The sequence below is a fragment of the Rhodococcus sp. NPDC054953 genome, assembly GCF_053609225.1.
The window spans coordinates 87,172-106,282 of record NZ_JBSGXD010000012.1 but is presented as its reverse complement, the minus strand read 5'-3'; the positions used below and the strand labels follow the sequence as shown (position 1 = coordinate 106,282).

Genomic DNA, 19,111 nt, shown 5'->3' with positions numbered 1-19,111 from the left:
GTGGAAAAAAACCGTTGTGGGGAAAAAAAAAAAAAAAAAAAGAAAAAAAAAAAAAGAAAAAAGGGGGGGGGCGACCAGCGACGGCACAAAAAAAAAAAGGAGGTGGCTTTCGGTTCCCCCCCCCCCGCTTCTGTCGCGGGACGGGTCTGCTACCGCTCGATGATCGCGGTGACGCCCTGACCGCCCGCCGCGCAGATGGAGATCAGGCCGCGCCCCGACCCCTTCTCCGCGAGCATCTTCGCCAACGAGGCCACGATCCGCCCGCCCGTCGCGGCGAACGGGTGACCGGCCGCCAGCGAGGATCCGTTGACGTTGAGCTTGCTGCGGTCGATCTTGCCGAGCGCCCCGTCGAGACCGAGGCGGTCCTTGCAGTACTCGTCCGACTCCCACGCCTGCAGCGTCGCGAGAACCACGGACGCGAACGCCTCGTGAATCTCGTAGTAGTCGAAGTCCTGCAGGGTGAGGCCGTTGCGCGCGAGCAGTCGCGGCACCGCGTAGGTCGGCGCCATCAGCAGCCCGTCCGGCCCGTGCACGTAGTCGACGGCCGCCGTCTCCGAGTCGACCAGATGGGCGAGCACCGGCAGGTTGCGCTGCGCGGCCCACTCGTCGGTGGACAGCAGCACCGCCGACGCGCCGTCGGTCAGCGGGGTGGAGTTGCCCGCCGTCATCGTCGCGTCACCGAGCTTGGTGCCGAACACCGGCTTGAGCGTGGCCAGCTTCTCCACCGTGGACCCCGGGCGCAGGTTGTCATCGCGAGTCAGGCCGAGGAAGGGGGTGACGAGGTCGTCGAAGAAGCCGCGGTCGTAGGCGGCGGCCATGTTCCGGTGGCTGGCGGCCGCCAGCTCGTCCTGGTCCTCGCGGCGGACCCCGAACTCCTTAGCCGTGATCGCGGCATGGTCACCCATCGACAGCCCGGTGCGCGGCTCGCCGTTGCGGGGGATCTCGATGCCGATCATCGACGGCCGGACGTTGCCGAGCAGCTTGACCCGGTCCGCGGTGGTCCGGGCGCGGTTCACGGAGAGCAGGAACTCGCGCAGCTCGTTGTTCACGCCGATCGGGGCGTCGGAGGTGGTGTCGGTGCCGCCGCCGATGCCCGCGTCGATCCGGCCTGCCGCGATGGCGTCACCCACGGCGACGACCGACTGCAGGCCGGTGCCGCAGGCCTGCTGCAGGTCGTAGGCCGGCGTGTAGGGGCTCAGCGCGCTGCCGAGCACGGACTCGCGGATCAGGTTGAAGTCGCGGCTGTGCTTGAGCACGGCGCCGCCGACAACCATGCCGAGCTGCTCGCCCTGCAGGTTGAACCGACTGACCAGGCCGTCCAGGGTGGCGGTGAACATGTCCTGGTTGGACGCCTGCGCGTACGCCTTGTCCGACCGCGCGAACGGGATACGGTTGCCGCCGACGATGGCGACGGGCCGCTGCTGACGGCCGCCGGCCTTCGGGGCGGCCGGCTTCTTGGTGGTGCGCGCTCTGGTGGTCACGGTGTCTCCATCTGGACTTCGGTCTCCGGCGGTCGAGGCTGCGCCTCGACACCAAACTTACTTCAGAGTAAGTTCGTTGTCGACACCGCACCCGGTGCCCGGGTGCACGAATTTCGACACGAAGGTGGACCCGTGGCATCCAGCAAGGGCGCTCCCGACCTCTACTCCCAGTTCCTCTCCTCCGCACCGGGCGCATTCATCGCCAAGCAGGCAGGCCTGCCGCAGCCGGAGAACCTGCGCCGCTACACGGCGGGCGAACCCGCGCTCGCAGGCCCGGTTCTGATCGGCGGTCAGGGCAGGCTCGTCGAGCCGCTCCGCGCCTTGCTCGCCGACTACCCGGCCGCGCAGCCGCACGATGACCGCTACGGCGCCCTCGTCTTCGACGCCACCGGGATCTCCCAGGTCACGGAGCTCGTGCAGCTGTTCGAGTTCTACCAGCCGGTGATCCGGAACCTGGCCCCGTCCGCTCGCGTCGTCGTCCTCGGCACCACCCCCGAGGAGACCGCTGGCGTGGACGAACACATCGCGCAGCGGGCCCTGGAAGGCTTCACCCGCAGCGTCGGCAAGGAGATCAAGCGCGGCGCAACCGCCCAGCTCGTCTATGTCTCCCCGAAGGCGTCGACCGGGCTGTCCGGTGTCGAGTCCACGCTGCGTTTCCTGCTGTCGGCCAAGTCCGCGTTCGTGTCCGGCCAGGTGATCCGGGTCGGCTCGGCCGACTCCGCCGCGCCGCAATCGTGGGACAAGCCGCTCGACGGCAAGGTCGCCGTGGTGACCGGCGCCGCCCGCGGCATCGGGGCGACGATCGCCGAGGTGCTCGCCCGCGACGGTGCGCACGTCGTGTGCGCGGACATCCCCGCCGCCGGTCAGGCACTGTCCGACACCGCGAACACGGTGGGCGGCACCGCCCTTGCGCTCGACGTCACCGCCGATGACGCCGCCGACAAGCTCGCCACCCACCTGCTCGAGCGGCACGGCGGCGCGGACATCATCGTGCACAACGCGGGCATCACCCGCGACAAGACCCTCGCCAACATGGACGAGTCCCGGTGGGACATGGTCATCGGGGTGAACCTGCTTGCGCCGCAGAAGATCACCGACCACCTCGTCGCCAAGGGGGCACTCAAGGAGGGCGGCCGGGTGGTCGACGTGTCCTCGATCGCAGGCATCGCGGGCAACCGTGGCCAGACCAACTACGGCACCTCCAAGGCCGGCGTCATCGGCCTGGTGCAGGCCACCGCACCGGTGCTGGCGGAGAAGAACATCACGATCAACGCCGTCGCCCCCGGATTCATCGAGACCGCGATGACCGCGGCGATCCCGTTCGCCACCCGCGAGGCGGGCCGCCGGATGTCGTCGCTGCTGCAGGGCGGCCAGACCGTCGACGTCGCCGAGACGGTCGCGTACTTCGCCAGCCCCGCATCGAACGCCGTTACCGGTCAGGTCGTCCGCGTCTGCGGCCAGTCCCTGCTGGGGGCGTGATGTCCGGGCGCACCGTCGAACTCACCCACCCGCCAAGCACCCTCGACGTCTACGCCAGGGCAGCGCTCGGCGCGCTGCCGGTGGTCGGCAAGGCGGGCGTCGGCACCCGCCTGCCGGCCGAGACGCTTGCCCTGCGCGGTCAGCGGGTCGACACCGGCAACCTGGCCGCCTACGCCCGCGTATGCGGGCTGCGGTTCGGCGACACCCTGCCGCTGACGTACCCGTTCACGCTTGTCTTCCCGACCGTGATGAAACTGATGGTCGGAGCGGAATTCCCCTTCCCGGCAATCGGTTCCGTTCATGTCGAGAACGTGATCGAGCGGTACCGGCCGATCTCGGTGAGCGAACCACTCGACATCGCGGTGCATGCGGAGAACCTGCGCCCGCACCCGAAGGGCACCCAGGTGGACCTCGTCAGCGAGATCAGCGTGGGCCGGGAACTGGTGTGGCGTCAGGTCAGCACCTTCCTGCGGATGCATCCGACCGACGCGCCGACGGAACCGCGGTCCGCGCACGCGGACGAGGTCCCGCCCGCGCCGATGCGAACCCTGCGCGTCGACCAGAGGGCGATCAGCCGGTACGCCGCGGTGTCCGGCGACCGCAACCCGATTCACGTCTCGTCGTTGGGCGCCAAGGCCTTCGGGTTCCCGCGGACCATCGCGCACGGCATGTGGAGCGCCGCGGCGATCCTCGGCGCGGTCGAGGGTCGGATCCCCGACGCGGTCACCTACCGGGTCCGGTTCGGCAAGCCGGTGGTCCTGCCAGCGACGGTCAACGTCTACGCCGACGAGGTGACCGGGAGCGACCCGGGCAGCAGCGGCTGGGACCTGGCCCTGCGGCACCCGAAGAAGGGCTACCCGCACCTGACCGCGACCCTGCGGTAGGCGACTCCGCGCCTGTGAGTCCTTCTGGCCCCTCCTGGGACCAAAAGGACTCACGGGCGCGTCAGCGCTTCTTTCCGGCCAGGCCGCGCCAGGCGAGGTTCTCGAGCAGATCGGCGGCCTTCTCGACGGCGATCTCGCCGCCAGCGACCCGATCCGCGACTGCCTCGCCCGCACCGACAAGGGCGACGGCCATGATGCCGAAGTCGGTGTCCGGCTCGGGGTCCTTGGTGCTGGACTCGAGCAGCTTCGCGGTGAGCTCGATCAGCCGGTCCCGGCTGGTCCGCACCTGGGTCGCGAACGCCTGCTCACCCATCGACTGCCGGTACAGCACCATCCACGATGACCGGTGACTGTCGACGAAGCCGAGGAACCCGAGCAGCGCGGCCCGCAACTGTTCCCGCGGCGTCAGTGTCGGGTCCGCGGCCGGGGTGATGGCCTCGACGAACCGCTGCCCCTCGCGGGCGATGCACGCGGTGAACAGTTCGTCCTTCGACCCGTAGTACAGGTAGAGCATTGGCTTGGAGATCTCGGCAGCCGACGCGATCGAGTCCATCGACGTGTCGTGGAAACCCTTGGCGGAGAACACCTCCACCGCCGCATCGAGCATCTGCTGCTCACGCACCGCGCGTGGGAGTCGTTTCGTACCGCCGGCCATCGTTCCTCCAGAGTCCGCGGTCCGACCGCGGTCGGACCCCAGCGTCGATCTTACTCTAGAGTAAGAATGGGTGTGGTCCCCGATATTCTGCCCCGACACACCGGCGGCCGGGCACACCACCCCGGCGTCAGCAGCGCACGACACCCTTCGCGGTCGCCACCCGCAGCACCGACGCGTCCACCTGCGACTGCGGCAGCCGGCCCGCCGCCACCTCCGACTCCAGGTGGTCGAGCACCTGCGGGACCTCGGCCGTCGTCAACCACAACGCAACATCGGCGCCCGCCTCCAGCGCGGTGGACACCGCGTGCGCGATGTCCATCCGATCGGTGATCGCCCGCATCCCCGACAGGTCGTCGGTGAAGATCGGGCCGTCGAACGGCGGGGCGTCGTACCCGGTCCCGGTGCGCAGCAGCGACATCGCCGCCGGGCTGATGCTCGCCGGAACTCCCGGCTCGGTCAGCCCGGGCACGTCCAGATGGCCGACCATCACCCCGACCCCGGTGGTCACCAGGGTCCGGTATGGCACCAGGTCGATGGACTGCAGCTGATCGAGCGGCGGCGTGGTCACCGCACCGGTGTGCGAGTCGCCCGACCCCGCCCCGTGCCCCGGGAAGTGCTTGATCACCGGCAGCACCCCGGCGTCGCGCAGTCCGCGCGCATATTCCCCGGCGTACTGCGTCACCACCTGCGGGTCGTCCGAGAACGAGCGGTCCCCGATCACCGTGTCCGCTGGCTGATCGCTCACGTCCACCACCGGCGCGAAGTCGACCGTGATGCCGAGGTCGTGCAGGCCGCGACCGCGCTCGAGCGCCATCTGATACGTCTGCTCCGGCGTCATCGTCTGCGCCACGGTCCGCGCCGCCGGGTCCGCGCCGAGCAGATCCGCAACCCGCGACACCCGGCCCCCCTCCTCGTCGATGCTCACCATCACCGGCACCTTCGCGACGGCCTGCACCTGCGGCACCTGTCCGGACGCCAGCATCGACTCGTCGGTCCAGCTGCCGACGAAGATGCCGCCGACCTGCTCGTCCCGGACCACCGCGACGGCGTCCGCGGTCCCCGTCACGCCGACATTGAGCAACTGCGCGAGGCGCTGCCGCGGGGTGAGCCCGGCGAGGAAGTCCGCACCGCACGGGGCGGGCTGCGTCTGATCGCGGGCACCGGTGACCTCGTCGATCGGCGGCGGCGCCGAGGACGACGGCGACGCGGTCGGGACGGACTCCGTCCCAGCGCCCCCACATCCGGCAACCAAGCCCAGGCCGAGCAGCAGGGGCAGGACACGGGCCGAGCGGGTGCGGGTCATGTCCTCGAGCCTAGCGACGTCACCGCTCCGGACGCCGGTCGACGGCAGAGCCACCCGTGGCCGCGGGCAGCGGGTAGCCTCGGAGACAGGATCGCTCCCGACCCGAGGAGGTCTCGATGCCCGCCGACCTGATGCTGATCGCGTACGACGGAACCGAGAATTCCAGGCGCGCAATCGAATACGCTGGCCGATTCCTCAGCGCCGGCCGTGCGATCGTGATCACCGCCTGGGAGCCGATGGTGCGGCAGGCCGCCCGCATGTCCGGCCTGTCCGGGGTCATGCAACCCGAATGGGTGCCCGACGAGGACACCGAGGACATCGCCCTCACCGACGCCAAGACCGTCAACGCCGAGGGGCTCGACCTGGCCCGCGACGCCGGACTGAACGCGGAGGGACGCACGATCGAATGCGTCAGCACCGTGTGGACCACCATCGTCGAGGCGGCCGACGAACTCGACGCCGACATCATCGTGACCGGCACCCGCGGCACCACCGGCCTGAAGTCGCTGCTGCAATCCTCGGTCGCCGACCACGTCCTGCGGCACAGCCACCGACCGGTCCTGGTCGTTCCGCCCGGCAAGTAGCGATCTGATCACGCCTGCCACCCCGAAACGGACCGGGTGGGTGATACCTTGGCGCGAACGTTTCCATCAGGCAGCAATTGGGAGATCCGAGATGAAGTTCCTTGTCCCCGGTGTGGCAAGTGCAGTGATCGGCGCGGTCCTCGGACTCGCCACGGTCTTCGGCGTCACCGCAGCCGCCTCGGACAACACCCGTCCGGACGTGGACCGGACCGGGAACGCGAACTCGTCGCTGCTGAACCAGGTGGAGTACGGCAGCCGTTAACAGCAGCACCACGGATGGGCGGCACGGTCGCCCGCCGGTCACGAACAGCCACGCCGCGATCACCGAGACGCCGAACACCGCACCGCTGAGCAGGCGGTGGCTGGTCGGCGCCTCGGTCGTCGCGTTTCTTCTCGCGTTCGCGCAGGCGCCGGGCCGCGTGGTCGCGGACACCAAGTACGACCTGACGCAGAATCCGCTCGGCTTCCTGGAGCGCGCCTCGCATCAGTGGTCGTCGCTGGCGCCGCTCGGCCAGGTGCAGAACCAGGCCTACGGCTACTTCTTCCCGCACGGCGCCTTCTTCGGTGTCGGACATGTGCTGCACATTCCGCCGTGGATCACCCAGCGGATCTGGTGGGCGCTGCTGCTGATCGCCGGTTTCTGGGGCATCGTCCGGCTCGCCGAGGCGCTCGGCATCGGATCCCGCAGTTCCCGGATCATCGCCGCGGTCGCGTTCGCGCTCTCGCCCCGCGTCCTGACCACCCTCGGCTCGATCTCCTCCGAGACGCTGCCGATGATGCTCGCGCCGTGGGTGCTGCTCCCGGTGGTCCTGGCCCTCGGCCCTGTGAGTCCTTTCGGCCCGCATGGGGACCAGAAGGACTCACGGGCTGCGCAGCTGCCTCTGCTGGCGGCGCGGTCGGCGGTGGCGGTCGCGCTGATGGGCGCGGTGAACGCGGTCGCGACGGGGGCGGCGTGCCTGGTCGCGGCGCTGTGGTGGGTCGCGCACCGCCCGAACCGTCGCTGGTGGGTGTTCACCGCATGGTGGCTGCCGCTGTGCCTGCTCGCGACGATCTGGTGGATCGTGCCGCTACTGCTGCTCGGCAGGGTCAGCCCACCGTTCCTCGACTACATCGAATCCTCCGGCGTCACGACGCAGTGGACCAGCCTCACCGAGGTGCTCCGCGGCACCGACAGCTGGACGCCGTTCGTCTCCCCGGAACGGATCGCGGGCGCCGTCCTGGTCACCCAGCCCGCCGCGGTCGTCGCGACGGGGGCGCTCGCCGCCGCCGGGCTGGCGGGCCTTGCCATGCGGTCGATGCCCGCGAAGGGCAGGCTGACGCTGATCCTGTTCGTCGGCCTCGCCGGTCTCGGCGCGGGCTATGTCGGCGAACTCGGGTCGCCGATCGCCGAGACGGTTCGCACCTTCCTCGACTCCGGCGGCGCGCCGCTGCGCAACGTGCACAAGCTCGAACCGCTGGTCCGTCTGCCGCTGGTGCTCGGTCTCGCGCACCTGCTCGCGAAGGTGCCGCTACCCGGCTCGGTCCCGGCCCGGCGCTGGCGCAGCGCGTTCGCCCATCCCGAACGTGAACCGATGGTGGCACTGACCAGCCTGATCCTGGTCGCGCTCACCCTCGCCACCTCCCTCGCCTGGACCGGGAAGCTCGCCCCCCGCGGCGCGTACGACGAGGTGCCCGGGTACTGGCATGAGGCCGCCGACTGGCTCGGCGAGCACGCGGCAGGCTCCTCCCCCGACGGTTCCGACGCCGCCCGCGCGCTGGTGGTGCCCGGCGCCCCGTTCGCCGCGCAGGTGTGGGGCCTGACCCGAGACGAGCCGCTGCAGGCGCTCGCGACGACGCCGTGGGCGTCCAGGGACGCGGTGCCGCTGGTGCCGCCGGGCGCGATCCGCGCCCTCGACTCCGTGCAGCGGCTGATCGCCGACGGCAGCCCCTCCGCCGGGTTGGCCGCGACCCTGCGCGGACAGGGCATCGGGTTCGTCGTGGTCCGCAACGACCTCGACCCGGAGACGTCCCGCTCCACCCGCCCGCTGCTGGTGCACCGGGCGGTCGAGGGATCCCCCGGCCTGACCCGGGTCGCCGAGTTCGGCGAGGACGTCGGCCCCGGCGAGGTGGACGGCTTCGTCACCGACGGCGACCTGCGACCGAGGTACCCGGCGATCGAGATCTACCGCGTCGACGCCCCGGACGCCGCCCCCGCAGGCCCGTACAGCGTCGACCTGGGCGGGGTGCCGCTGGTGCAGGGCGGACCGGAGTCGCTGCAGCGGCTCGCGGCCCGGCGTGCGCAGGACGGCGACGGCGTGCCAGCGGGGCCGGTGCTGCTCGCGGCGGACGCCGCGCGGGCGGGGCTGCCGGTCGACGCGGTGACGGTCACCGACACCCCCACCGACAGGGAGACGGACTTCGGTCAGGTCGACAACCACAGTTCCGCGCTGCGCAGCCCCGACGACCCCCGGCGCACCCACAATCTGGTGCCGGACTACCCGGTCGAGGGCACCGACCTGGTCACCGGACGGTGGGAGGGCGCCCGGATCACGGTGTCGAGTTCCGCTGCCGACGCCACCCAGCTGGGTGGGACCGCACCGGGCAGCGGTCCGGCCGCCGTCGTCGACGGCGACCGGGCGACCGGCTGGTTCAGCAACGGCTTGGAAAGCGCGCTGGGGCAGTGGCTTCGACTGGACTTCGACACCCCGGTCACCAGCGGGCTACTGCACCTGCGCACCAGCGCGGCCGCGCTGGGCGTCCCGGTGAAACAGCTGGAGGTCACGACCGCGAACGGCAGCACCGCCATCCGGGTCTCCGAACCGGGTGAGCCGATCGCCGTCTCGCTGCCGCCTGGCCGCACCGACTGGGTGAAGATCACCGCCACCCACACCGAGGATGGGTCCGTCGGAACCCAGTTCGGCATCAGCGAGCTGTCGGTCGAGGACTTCACCGACCGGGACCACCCGGCCCCGGTGCCGATCCGACACCTGACGGTGCTGCCGCCGACGCCCGCCGGTGCCACCGTCACCGGATGGGATCTCGGCCAGGAACTCCCCGGCCGCACCGCCTGCGTCGAGGCACCGGACCGGGTGCGCTGCCACGCCGGGCTCGGCCTGCAACCAGAGGAACCCGGCGCCTTCGAACGCACCCTGTCCGTGCCCGCCGACACCGCGGTGACGCCGCGACTGCTGGTGCGGTCCCGGCAGGGCCCCGAGCTGGAGGCGCTGCTCGCCGACCCGGCCCGCCCCCGCGCGAGCGGAGACGCCGCGGTCGCCGACGTGCGCGGGTCCGCGGCGGCGGCCGTCGACGGCGACCCGCAAACCAGTTGGACCGCGTCCCGTGACGGGCTCACCGGCAAGGGGCCGAAACCGACCGTCACGCTGACACTTCCGGCGCCGGCGCGGGTCACCGGCCTCGAGCTGACGCCGAGCACCGGCCCACTGCCCGCCGCCGCGACCAGGGTCGCCGTCGATCTCGGCGCCGGACCGCAGGTGCGGGACCTGACCGACGGGGACCGAATCTCCTTGACCCCCACCGTCACCGACCGGATCGTGGTCAGCATCGTCGACTGGGGCGATGTCCTCGACCAAACCCCGCTCGGGTTCGCGCAGCCGAAACCCCCGGGTTTCGCCGAGATCGGTGTGCTCACCACCGACGCGGGCGGCGAGACGACGACCGTCCCGGGAACCGGGATCGCCGCCGTACCGCCCGGCGACCGCACCGTCACCCTCGGCTGCGGGGACGGCCCCGTCGTCTCCTTCGCGGGCACCGTACTGCACACCTCGATCACCGCAACCGCGCTGCAGTTACGTTCCGGCGCACCGGTTCCCGCGACGGTGTGCGCCGTCGACGGCCCGTTCGGCCCGGTCGACACGACCCTCCCGGTCCCGCTGCCCGCCGGCGCACCGTCCGTCGTGGTGGCGCCCGGGCCGGCGTTCACCGTCGACGGTCTGCGCCTCGACGCCGCCGCCCCCGACTCGGCTCCGCAGCGGATCGACCCGGTGCCGACCAGCGCGTGGACCGCGAACCATCGCGAGCTGACGGTCGAGGCGTCCGACACCGATCGCCTGCTGGTGAACCCGGAGTCGGAGAACACCGGCTGGGTCGCCACCGCCCCGGACGGCAGCACCCTGACCCCGGTCACGGTGGACGGGTGGCAGCAGGGCTGGATCATCCCGGCGGGCACCGACGGCACCGTCACCCTCGCCTTCCCCACCGACCGCTGGTACCGGCTCGGCATCGCCGCCGGGCTGCTCGCACTGATTCCGCTGTTCGGCCTGGCGTTCTGGCCGCGCCGACGCCCCGGGGACCCCGGCCCGGCGCCGCGCACCTGGCACGGCACCGCCGCGGCAACGGTCGGGGTGTTGGCCACCGCGACCGTGCTCGCCGGGTGGGTGGGCGCGGTGGTTGCCATCGCGCTCGCCGCCGCCGCCGCCGCGGTCGGCCGGTCCCGGGGACGGATCGCCGCGACCCGCGTGCTCGTTGCGGTCGCCGGGATCGGCGCCGCCACCGGCGCGGCGCTGCTCTCGACCGGCCCGTGGCGGTTCCCCGACGGCTACGTCGGGCATGCCTGGCTGGTTCAGCTGGCGGCGTTGCTCGGGGTGATCGCGGTGGGGTGGTCGGCGGTGCCGCTCTCGGCCCGCGCGCGGCGCGCGCTCTCCCACCGGGCAAGGGCCCGGCGGGCCGGTTCCTCGATCAGCGCGTAGCTCGCCGACGCCACCGCCAGGCTCAGCACCACGGTCACCGCCAGCACGAACACGAAGTTGCCCGCGAACGGCAGGATGCCGAACACCGGGAACACGATCGACAGCACCAGCAGGTGCCAGATGAACACGCCGTACGACCACCGTCCGACCGCCAGCGCGGCGGGTCCCGCGAGCAGGCGATGCCGGGTGCCGTCGTCCACCACCAACGGGGCGAGCAGCGCGAACGCCAGGGTCGCGCCGAGGACGGTCTTGACCGCGTACTGCCACGGCTCGGCACGCACGAGGCCCTCGGGCCCGGCGAGGTCGGTGCACGAGAGCGCGAACGCGACGACCGCGATTCCCATCATCACCCCGCGGCGGCGGAGGAACCGGTGCACCGGACCGTCCGGCAGCATCACCAGTTCCGCGAGCAGCATGCCCGCGCCGAACCACGGCAGGTATCCGGGCAGCCAGTTGTCGGCGTGGATGCCGTCGGGAGTGGGGACGGGCAGGAACGACCACCCCAGGCTGACGGCGGACGCGGCGAGCAGAACGGGGATCCGCCATCGCGCCGCCGCACCCCGCAACCGGACCAGCGCGAACGCCAGCAGCGGCAGCAGCGCGTAGAACGCCACCTCCACCGAAAGACTCCACATCTGGGTCAGGCCGTCGGTCAGGGTCAGCGGCACGAACACCTGCACCAACCCCAGGTTCGCCGCCCAGACCTTCCACCCGCCGCCCGCCGCAGGCAGGAAGATCAGGACCACCACGACCACCACCCAGTAGGCGGGCAGGATCCGGACCGCGCGGTGCAGGAAGTACCGGCCGGTTCCTGGCCGGTCGCCGAGACCGCGCGCCGCGGCGGCATGGGGGCGCCACAACAGGAAACCGGACAGCGCGAAGAAGACGGCAACCGCGAGGTCGAACCGGCCCAACACCCGGCCAAGGACGGGGAGGTCCGTCGCGGCGGTTTGGAAGGCGACGTGGGTGACCAACACGCCGAGCGCGGCGAGTCCGCGCATGCCCTCGAGTGCGGGAACGAAGCCTCGGGTCGCCCGGTGCGGGGCGTCCGGGAGGGCGGGAACTGCGGCGCGTGTGGTGGTATCCATTTCGCGTCCAGTGTGCCCGGCGACCGGCGGATAGGCCGTACCGACGAGTTTCGTACGGCGCTCGAAATCTGGCGTGCCAGCGCAATCGGGGCCGTGACACTGTTACTGTCTGGGCTCACTGGGTGTCACGATTCGGGCACTCTGCGATCGATGCGGCGCCAGTCACCGCATCCAGGGGTGGCTCGGGAACGGGCCCAGCAGGAGACGAAGGAGATTCGGTATGGCGGAACGCTCAGGGCCGAGCAGGACACTCGCCTGCATTCTGGTGGGGCTCGGCGCATTCCTACTGGCAGCCGCCCTGCTGATCCCGACCTACACCGTCGGCAAGCTGAAGAAGACCCCGCTCGACCTGGAGGTCACCACGATCGCCGCGGGTAACGGCGACGTCCTCGACGCCAAGTCGCTGACCTCCGGCCGCGCCGTGGTCGACACGAATGTCCCGCTCGTCGCGCAGCGCTACGTCACGGTCGTCGATCCGTCCGACGCCGACCGGATCACGGTCCAGGCCGGTCAGACGCTCCGTCGCACCGACAAGCAGGGCGACACCGGCCTGCTGACCGCCACCGTCGACCGGGTCACCCTCGACCGCGTCACCTCCATGCCGATCCAGGACCCGATCGGCACCATCCAGACGGACGCCAACAAGCCCGCCGAAGAGGTGGAGCACACCGGCCTGCAGTACAAGTGGCCGTTCGACGCCGAGCAGAAGGCGTACCCGTACTTCGACCTGAACTCCCGCACGACGCAGGACATCGACTTCGTCGAGGAGACCGAGGTCAACGGGATGAAGGTGTACCACTACAGCCAGAAGGTCGGCCCCGTCGACCTGTCGAAGGTCGTCTCCTCCCCGACGAACAAGCTCGCCCTGCCCGCCGACACCTGGGGTGTCGAGGGTGGCGCCGCCCCCATCACGATGACCCGCTGGTACGAGAACGAGCGCGACGTGTGGGTCGACCCGGTCACCGGTGTCGTCGTCAAGGGCCAGGAGAAGCTGTTCCAGTACTACTCCCGCACCGCGGGCAAGCCGGAGGTCACCGTCCTCAAGGCGACGCTGCCGTTCGATGAGGAGACCATCGAGTACCAGGTCCAGCAGGCCAAGGACGGCCAGGACAAGCTCGCCGTCTTCGGTCGTACCGTGCCGATCGTCGCGGCGGTTCTCGGCGTGATCGCCCTCGCCGCGGGCCTGTTCCTGGGCACCCGCGGTGGACGGGGCGGCGCGAAGCCCGCCGTCGCGGGCGGAACGCCGGTCAACCCGGAGTCGGGCCGCGGCCCGGAGCCGGACACCTACCAGGGCGGCTACTCCGATCCGGACACCGAGATGATCCCGCGGCACGACTACTCCGGGGACGAGACGATGGAGATCCCGCAGGTGAAGCCGGATCAGGATCCGCCGACTACCCGCCTGTAGCGCACGCAGCACAGGGCCCGCACTCGCTCACGCGAGTGCGGGCCCTTCGCGTCCCTCGAGTCCTCGAGTACTCGGGTGCGGTCACCCGGAGGGGGCCGCCGCCCGCTCCTTCCCGAATGCGCCATTCGGTCGGTCTAACTGACCGAATCCGCCATTCGGTCGGTCTGACTGACCGGATCCGCCATTCGATCGGTCTGACTGACCGGATCCGCCATTCGATCGGTCTGACTGACCGAATCCGCCATTCGGGAAGGTGCACGGTGGGGTGACGAGGGCGCAGACCGGGGGGCGCCCGTCAGGACGGCGCAGGCGGGGCCGCGAGAGCGGCGGGGCGGCCCGCCCCGCGCAGGACCAGCAGGCTCGCCGCGACCGCGGTGACGGCGGCGACGGTGGCCGCGACCGCGATCAGCTGGGCCATGCCGGTGACGGCGGTGAGCACCACAACGACCTCGACTGCCAGCCCCAGCCAGGCGACCGCGGCAAGCGCGGTACGTTCGCGGGCGATCGCGGACAGCAGCGCGCCCTGCAGGACGGCCAGGCAGGCGCCGCTCAGCGCGAACGCCCACAGCAGTCCACGCACGGGCGCGTACGCCTCCCCCAGCAGCGCAGGCACCAGCGGCGCCGCGACCGCGGCCCCGGCGACGGTGACGGCGCCGATCCCGACCAGCACCCCGAGCGCGGACCGGACCGCGCCCGCCGAGTGCTCCGGGCTCGCCATCCTCGGATACAGCACCACCCCGACGGCGGCGGGCAGCCAGAACGCCACCTTGGTGGCGACCGCGCCGAGCGCGTACTGCCCGGCCTGCTCCTCCCCGAGCACCACCCGCGCAAGCAGGACGTCCACGGACGACAGCACGATCAGCGCCAGCTGCACCTGCGAGGCCCGCAGCACCGCCATCACGCCGATCGCCCGCCGCGCGTCGTCCGTGCCCCCGGCGATGCCGGCCAGGACCCGGGCTCCGACCGCGACCGCCCCGGTCCCGACGGCCGACGCGGTCAGCGCGGTCCCCGGTCCGCCACCGAGCAGCAGGACCGCGATCGCGGGACCGACCTTCCCGATCCCGGCTACGGCCAGCAGGGCGGCGAGCACGCCGAACCGGCCGGTGCCCTGCAGCAGCCCCTGCTCCCCGGCGAGCAGCACCAGCATCGGTGCGGTGAGGAGGGCGGCGGCGGTCGCGGCGACGCCGGTGTCGAGGACGGTGGCGATCGGCACCACCAGCGCCGCGGCGACGACCGCGACGATTGCGGTGCATCGGATCCCGAGCCTGCGCAGCGTCGCCGCGTCCCTGCCGAGGACCGTGTCCCGCGCGACGACGGTCTGCAGGGCGAGGGCGGGCACCGCGAGGACGAGCTGGGCGGCGGTCAGCGCCGCGAACTCCCCGTAGCCGGCGGGCCCGAGCCACCGAGCGGCCAGCAGCGCGAGCAGGTAGGACAGGGCGTTCGCGGTCATCGAGCCCGCGGTCACCATCGTCATCCCGGCCACCGCGGAACCGGCAGCGGGGCGAGGTGTCATCCGCCCATGATCGCATCCGTTAGCGTGGCCCCATGATCGCGCGGCCCGTGTGGCTCCACCGGGTCGCCGAGCCCGGATACAGCCTGCTGTTGGCGCTGCTGATCCTCGGTCCCCTGCTCGGCCCCGGCTACCTGCTGCTGCGGGACGCGGTGAGCACACCGCGGTCGTATCTGACCGATTCGGCGTTGGGTCTGTCGGACGCGGCGGCTCGGGCGGTGCCGCAGGACGCGGCGGTCGCGGCGCTGTCGACGGTGCTGGACGGCGGGCTGGTGGTGAAGACGATCCTGCTGCTCGCGCTGGTCGCGGCGGGGTGGGGTGCGGCGCGGATGGTCGCCGCGACCCTGCCCACGGTCGGGCTCGGCGGCAGGCTGCTCGCGTCGACGGTGACGCTGTGGAACCCGTACGTCGCCGAGCGGCTGCTGCAGGGACACTGGAGCCTGCTGACCGGGTATGCGGCGTTGCCGTGGATCGTGGTGGCGGCGGTGCGGATCCGCGGCACCGCCCGCCTCCGGTCCGCCGCGGTGGTCGCGCCGCCCGCCCTGGCCCTGGCCGCGGCGGGACTCACCCCGACCGGTGCGGTGCTCGCGGCGACGCTGCTGCTGGTCCTGCTCGCGGTGCCGGGGGGTCGCAGCCGCCGCGGCCCGCGGGTGCTGGTCGGGGTGCTCCTCGCCGTCGCGGCGTCGGCGCCGTGGCTGACCGCGACCGTGCTGTCCGGTGCGGGCGCGCAGGGCGCGGACCCGGCCGGTGTCGCGGCGTTCGCGGCCCGCGCGGAACCGGGGCTCGCGACGCTCGGCAGCCTCGCCGGCCTCGGCGGCATCTGGAACGCGGCGGCGGTGCCCGGCAGCCGGGCCACCGGGTGGGCGCTGGTCGGCACCGTCATGCTGCTGGCCGTCGTCGCGTGTGGGCTGCCCGCGTTGGTGCGCCGTCGCGGCAACCCGGTGCTGGTCGCGGTGGCGGCGCTCGCGGCGGCGGCGGTGCTGCTGCCCGCGCTCGCCGCGACCGGGTGGGGGCTGGCGGCAGGCGAGTGGGCGGTCGTGCACGTGCCCGGCTACGGACTGCTGCGCGACGCCCAGAAGTGGGTGGCGCTTGCGGTGCCGTTCTACGCGCTGGCCGCGGCCGCCGGGGTCGGCGCACTCGCGCGGACGGCGGCGCGCGTCTTCGCCCCGGACCGGCCTGCGCACCGGCCACGGACCGGGGTGGCCGCCGCGGTCGCGATCGTCGCGGTGCTGGCGGCGCTGCCGGACCTGGCGTTGGGGGTCGGGGGCGCAGTGCGGCCGGTGCACTACCCGGCGTCGTGGCAGCGGGTGGCGGCACTGCTCGACGGGGCGGCCAGCGACGTCGCGGTGCTGCCCGCGGGGACGTTCCGCCGGTTTCCGTACTCCGGCCCCGCGCCGGTGCTGGATCCGGCGCCGCGGATGCTGCCGCTCGATGTCCCGCAGACCGGGCGGCTGCTCGTCCTGCCGCAGGAGCCGACGTTCACCGGGCCCAGCTTCGTCGAGATCACCGGGGAGGGCGGCCGGGCGGCGGAGATCGAACTGGTCCTCGTCGGCGGCGGCACCCCCGACGACCTCGCCCTGCTCGGCGTCGGGTGGGTTCTCGTCGAGAAGGACACCCCCGGGGTCCCCGGCGACACCGACCTGCTTGCCGACCTGGAGTTGGTGTACGACGACGACCACCTGGCGCTGTACCGGCTGCCCGGCTGGGTCGCGTTCGCGCCGGAATCGGCGACGCAGCGGCGGGTGCTGGTCGCCGCGCATCTGGTGTGGGCGGCGCTGCTAGCGGGCGGCGCCCTCGGGTGCGTACTCGGCGCCCGCCGCGCCAGCGTCGACTAGGACGTCCGGCCCGATCAGCCCGGACACGTAGCCGCCCGCCGCGGACGCGGCCAGCACCCGATGCACCCCGGCCGCGGTCTGCGCCCAGGAGAACTCACGCGAGCGTCCCCGGGCCTTCTCCCCCAGCTCGGCCCGCCGCGCGGCGTCCCCGAGCAACTCCCCAACGGCGGCGGTGAGGGCGGCGACGTCCTCCGCCGCGTCGACCGTGTCGCCGCCGACGACGACACCGGTGACCCCGTCGACGATGGAGTCGGTGAGGCCGCGGGAACTGCGGTAGCCGACCGTCGGGACGCCGTGCTGCGCCGCCTCGATCACCGCGAGCCCCCAGCCCTCCTTGCGGGACGGCATCACGTGCACCCAGGACCGAGACAGCAGTTCGTGCTTGCGCTGCTCGGGCACGTGGCCATGGAACGTGACGGCGTCTGCGATGCCGAGACCGGCCGCGCTCTCCCGCAGGTTCTGTTCCCACCACCCGCCGCCGACGACGTCGAGGTGCAGGCCGGGGATCCGGTCCCGCAGGGTCGCGACCGCGGCGAGCGCGTCCTCGATCTGCTTGTGCGGCACCAGCCGCGACAGCACGCAAATGCTCGGGTGGTCGGTGCGGGCGGCGGCGTCCCCGGTCGGGGCTGCCGCGGGCACGGGGTCGACGCCGTTGCGGACCACGGCGACCCGGTCCCGGTGGACGCCGAGCGCGTGGAGTTCCTCGGCGGACGGCAGCGACACCGTCAGGTACTGGTTCGTGCGGTGCAGTCGCGGGGACAGCCGGGACTCGACCCACCAGCCGATCTTCCCGACCAGTCGGCCGGCGACCGGCCACTGCTCGCGGTGGCAATGGTGCACGAGGACCGTGCTCGGCGCGCCGCTGACCAGGCGCGCGAAGAACGGGATGCCGTTCTGGGTGTCGATGACCGCGTCCGGGGCGATGCCCTTGAGCGGGCCGAACCCGAACCGGCCAGCGAGGATCGCGGCCAGCGCCCGCGGGTACACGGTGAACCTGCCGCCGCCGCGGCTGATCCGAATGCCGTCGACGACCTCCTCGCGGGGCGCGCCCGGATAGCCTGCGGTGCGCAGGGTGACGGTGATGCCGCGGGCGGCGAGCCCGGCGCCGACCTGCTCGAGGTAGCGCTCACTGCCGCCGCCCTGCGGGTGACCGGTGTCCCGCCAGCACAACAACAGAACCTCGCGCACGGCACTACTCCTGGACCCTCGGGCGTGTCGGCCGCGGCGGCGGCCGTTGCACACCTTATCGGCTCGGCAGCCGGTGATGGTGCGGTCCGCGCGAGGCGAGGCGGGGCCGATAGGCTGGCGCCCCGTGACCGCGCTCCCCGTGACCCGCCTCTTCGCCCGCCGGGCCACCCTGCGCCGATCGGTGCGCCTGCTGTCGGATTTCAAGTACGAGCAGACCGATCCGGACCTCTTCTACGGCGCCCTCGCCACCGATTCGCTGGAGCTGATCGGCGACCTGTACGCGGGCGCGACCGGCGGGTCGCTCGCGGGAACCACGGTCCTCGACGTCGGAGGTGGACCCGGCTACTTCGCGGACGCGTTCCGCGCGGCAGGCGCGACGTACGTGCCGGTGGAGCCGGATCCGTCCGAGATGCACGCGGCGGGCCTGCCCGCGCACGGTGGGCTGCGCGGGTCGGGGATGGCGTTGCCGGTGCGGGATGCGTCGGTCGACATCTGCTTCTCGTCGAACGTCGCCGAGCACGTCCCCAAGCCGTGGACGATGGCCGACGAGATGCTGCGGGTCACCAGGCCGGGCGGGCTGATGGTGCTCTCGTACACGCTGTGGTGGGGCCCGTTCGGCGGGCATGAGACCGGGCCGTGGCACGCGTTCGGCGGGGAGTACGCGGCCCGCCGGTACGCCAGCAAGCACGGCAAGGAGCCAAAGAACCGGTTCGGTGTGTCGCTGTTCGAGGTGGGCGCGGCCGACGGGCTGCGGTGGGCCCGCTCGGCCACGGACGGCGAGTTGCTCGCCGCGTTCCCCCGCTACCACCCGCGCTGGGCCTGGTGGCTGGTCAGGGTTCCCGTGGTCCGCGAGTTCCTGGTCTCCAATCTGGTCCTCGTCCTGCGCAGGCGCTGACCAGCAACCGTGGGGGGGGGTGGCCCCCGGCGGGGTGTACAACACAACAGATCTGGGCAAGCGAAAAAACTGCCCCGGTAGTGCGCCCTCCGGTTTGCCCCCTCGTTGAAACAGTT

The 19,111-nt window shown here is 72.2% G+C and carries 14 protein-coding genes and 1 pseudogene; 9 read left to right on the top strand and 6 right to left on the bottom strand.

The features are described 5' to 3' along the window. The coding region (locus ACWF62_RS10970; protein WP_452630061.1) for a hypothetical protein at positions 1–180 on the top strand (180 nt) is incomplete at its 5' end. Here ACWF62_RS10970 and ACWF62_RS10965 read toward each other — a convergent pair. Then, a complete protein-coding gene (locus ACWF62_RS10965) occupies positions 150–1,481 on the bottom strand; it encodes an acetyl-CoA C-acetyltransferase (RefSeq protein WP_378571269.1) in 1,332 nt (443 codons plus the stop codon). The genes ACWF62_RS10970 and ACWF62_RS10965 overlap by 31 nt on opposite strands. A 132-nt stretch (positions 1,482–1,613) precedes the next feature. Between ACWF62_RS10965 and ACWF62_RS10960 the strand changes: the two genes are divergently transcribed. Continuing rightward, a complete protein-coding gene (locus ACWF62_RS10960; RefSeq protein ID WP_378509123.1) occupies positions 1,614–2,960 on the top strand; it encodes a 3-oxoacyl-ACP reductase in 1,347 nt (448 codons plus the stop codon). Next, positions 2,960–3,844 carry a MaoC/PaaZ C-terminal domain-containing protein gene (locus ACWF62_RS10955; RefSeq protein WP_452630060.1) on the top strand — a complete coding sequence of 295 codons (885 nt, stop codon included), beginning with the start codon at positions 2,960–2,962 and terminating at the stop codon, positions 3,842–3,844. The genes ACWF62_RS10960 and ACWF62_RS10955 overlap by 1 nt, the downstream gene beginning before the upstream one ends. Positions 3,845–3,905: 61 nt before the next feature. Here ACWF62_RS10955 and ACWF62_RS10950 read toward each other — a convergent pair whose 3' ends face one another. Continuing rightward, entirely contained in the window at positions 3,906–4,499 is a 594-nt protein-coding gene (locus tag ACWF62_RS10950) for a TetR/AcrR family transcriptional regulator (RefSeq protein WP_378509125.1), read from the bottom strand. Positions 4,500–4,626: 127 nt separating this feature from the next. After that, positions 4,627–5,802, bottom strand: a complete 1,176-nt coding sequence (locus ACWF62_RS10945) for a glycoside hydrolase family 3 N-terminal domain-containing protein (protein WP_452630059.1) — start codon at positions 5,800–5,802, stop codon at positions 4,627–4,629. Between the two features lie 116 nt (positions 5,803–5,918). Between ACWF62_RS10945 and ACWF62_RS10940 the strand changes: the two genes are divergently transcribed. From ACWF62_RS10940 to ACWF62_RS10930, 3 genes are all read left to right on the top strand, one after another. Continuing rightward, positions 5,919–6,386 carry a universal stress protein gene (locus tag ACWF62_RS10940; RefSeq protein WP_378509127.1) on the top strand — a complete coding sequence of 156 codons (468 nt, stop codon included), beginning with the start codon at positions 5,919–5,921 and terminating at the stop codon, positions 6,384–6,386. A 91-nt stretch (positions 6,387–6,477) separates the two neighbouring features. Continuing rightward, entirely contained in the window at positions 6,478–6,648 is a 171-nt protein-coding gene (locus ACWF62_RS10935) for a DUF2613 domain-containing protein (protein ID WP_378509128.1), read from the top strand. A 58-nt stretch (positions 6,649–6,706) separates the two neighbouring features. After that, positions 6,707–11,071 carry an alpha-(1->3)-arabinofuranosyltransferase domain-containing protein gene (locus tag ACWF62_RS10930; protein ID WP_452630072.1) on the top strand — a complete coding sequence of 1,455 codons (4,365 nt, stop codon included), beginning with the start codon at positions 6,707–6,709 and terminating at the stop codon, positions 11,069–11,071. Between the two features lie 71 nt (positions 11,072–11,142). Here ACWF62_RS10930 and ACWF62_RS10925 read toward each other — a convergent pair. Further along, a pseudogene (locus ACWF62_RS10925) lies at positions 11,143–12,072 on the bottom strand (acyltransferase family protein); the annotation flags it as partial. Between the two features lie 307 nt (positions 12,073–12,379). Between ACWF62_RS10925 and ACWF62_RS10920 the strand changes: the two are divergent. Continuing rightward, positions 12,380–13,567 carry a DUF3068 domain-containing protein gene (locus ACWF62_RS10920; RefSeq protein WP_378509129.1) on the top strand — a complete coding sequence of 396 codons (1,188 nt, stop codon included), beginning with the start codon at positions 12,380–12,382 and terminating at the stop codon, positions 13,565–13,567. Positions 13,568–13,862: 295 nt separating this feature from the next. On the opposite strand, the gene ACWF62_RS10915 is transcribed toward ACWF62_RS10920, so the two are convergent. Beyond that, positions 13,863–15,080 carry a polysaccharide biosynthesis protein gene (locus ACWF62_RS10915; protein ID WP_452630058.1) on the bottom strand — a complete coding sequence of 406 codons (1,218 nt, stop codon included), beginning with the start codon at positions 15,078–15,080 and terminating at the stop codon, positions 13,863–13,865. A 32-nt stretch (positions 15,081–15,112) separates the two neighbouring features. Here ACWF62_RS10915 and ACWF62_RS10910 point away from each other — a divergent pair, with 32 nt between their 5' ends. Then, positions 15,113–16,912 (top strand): hypothetical protein, encoded by a 1,800-nt coding sequence (locus ACWF62_RS10910; protein ID WP_378509131.1) that lies wholly within the window; start codon positions 15,113–15,115, stop codon positions 16,910–16,912. Here ACWF62_RS10910 and ACWF62_RS10905 read toward each other — a convergent pair. Further along, positions 16,856–18,100: a glycosyltransferase family 4 protein gene (locus tag ACWF62_RS10905; protein WP_452630057.1), complete on the bottom strand. Its 1,245-nt coding sequence runs from the start codon at positions 18,098–18,100 to the stop codon at positions 16,856–16,858. The two genes, ACWF62_RS10910 and ACWF62_RS10905, sit on opposite strands and share 57 nt — an antisense overlap. Positions 18,101–18,239: 139 nt before the next feature. Here ACWF62_RS10905 and ACWF62_RS10900 point away from each other — a divergent pair, with 139 nt between their 5' ends. Next, positions 18,240–18,995 (top strand): class I SAM-dependent methyltransferase, encoded by a 756-nt coding sequence (locus ACWF62_RS10900; RefSeq protein ID WP_452630071.1) that lies wholly within the window; start codon positions 18,240–18,242, stop codon positions 18,993–18,995. Positions 18,996–19,111: the final 116 nt, after the last annotated feature.

What these genes read in the sequence shown, in the direction of transcription:
- ACWF62_RS10955 (WP_452630060.1), top strand. Translation starts at nt 2,960, where the DNA reads ATGTCCGGGCGCACCGTCGAACTCACCCACCCGCCAAGCACCCTCGAC.
- ACWF62_RS10950 (WP_378509125.1), bottom strand. Translation starts at nt 4,499, where the DNA reads ATGGCCGGCGGTACGAAACGACTCCCACGCGCGGTGCGTGAGCAGCAG.
- ACWF62_RS10945 (WP_452630059.1), bottom strand. Translation starts at nt 5,802, where the DNA reads ATGACCCGCACCCGCTCGGCCCGTGTCCTGCCCCTGCTGCTCGGCCTG.
- ACWF62_RS10940 (WP_378509127.1), top strand. Translation starts at nt 5,919, where the DNA reads ATGCCCGCCGACCTGATGCTGATCGCGTACGACGGAACCGAGAATTCC.
- ACWF62_RS10935 (WP_378509128.1), top strand. Translation starts at nt 6,478, where the DNA reads ATGAAGTTCCTTGTCCCCGGTGTGGCAAGTGCAGTGATCGGCGCGGTC.
- ACWF62_RS10920 (WP_378509129.1), top strand. Translation starts at nt 12,380, where the DNA reads ATGGCGGAACGCTCAGGGCCGAGCAGGACACTCGCCTGCATTCTGGTG.
- ACWF62_RS10915 (WP_452630058.1), bottom strand. Translation starts at nt 15,080, where the DNA reads ATGACACCTCGCCCCGCTGCCGGTTCCGCGGTGGCCGGGATGACGATG.
- ACWF62_RS10910 (WP_378509131.1), top strand. Translation starts at nt 15,113, where the DNA reads ATGATCGCGCGGCCCGTGTGGCTCCACCGGGTCGCCGAGCCCGGATAC.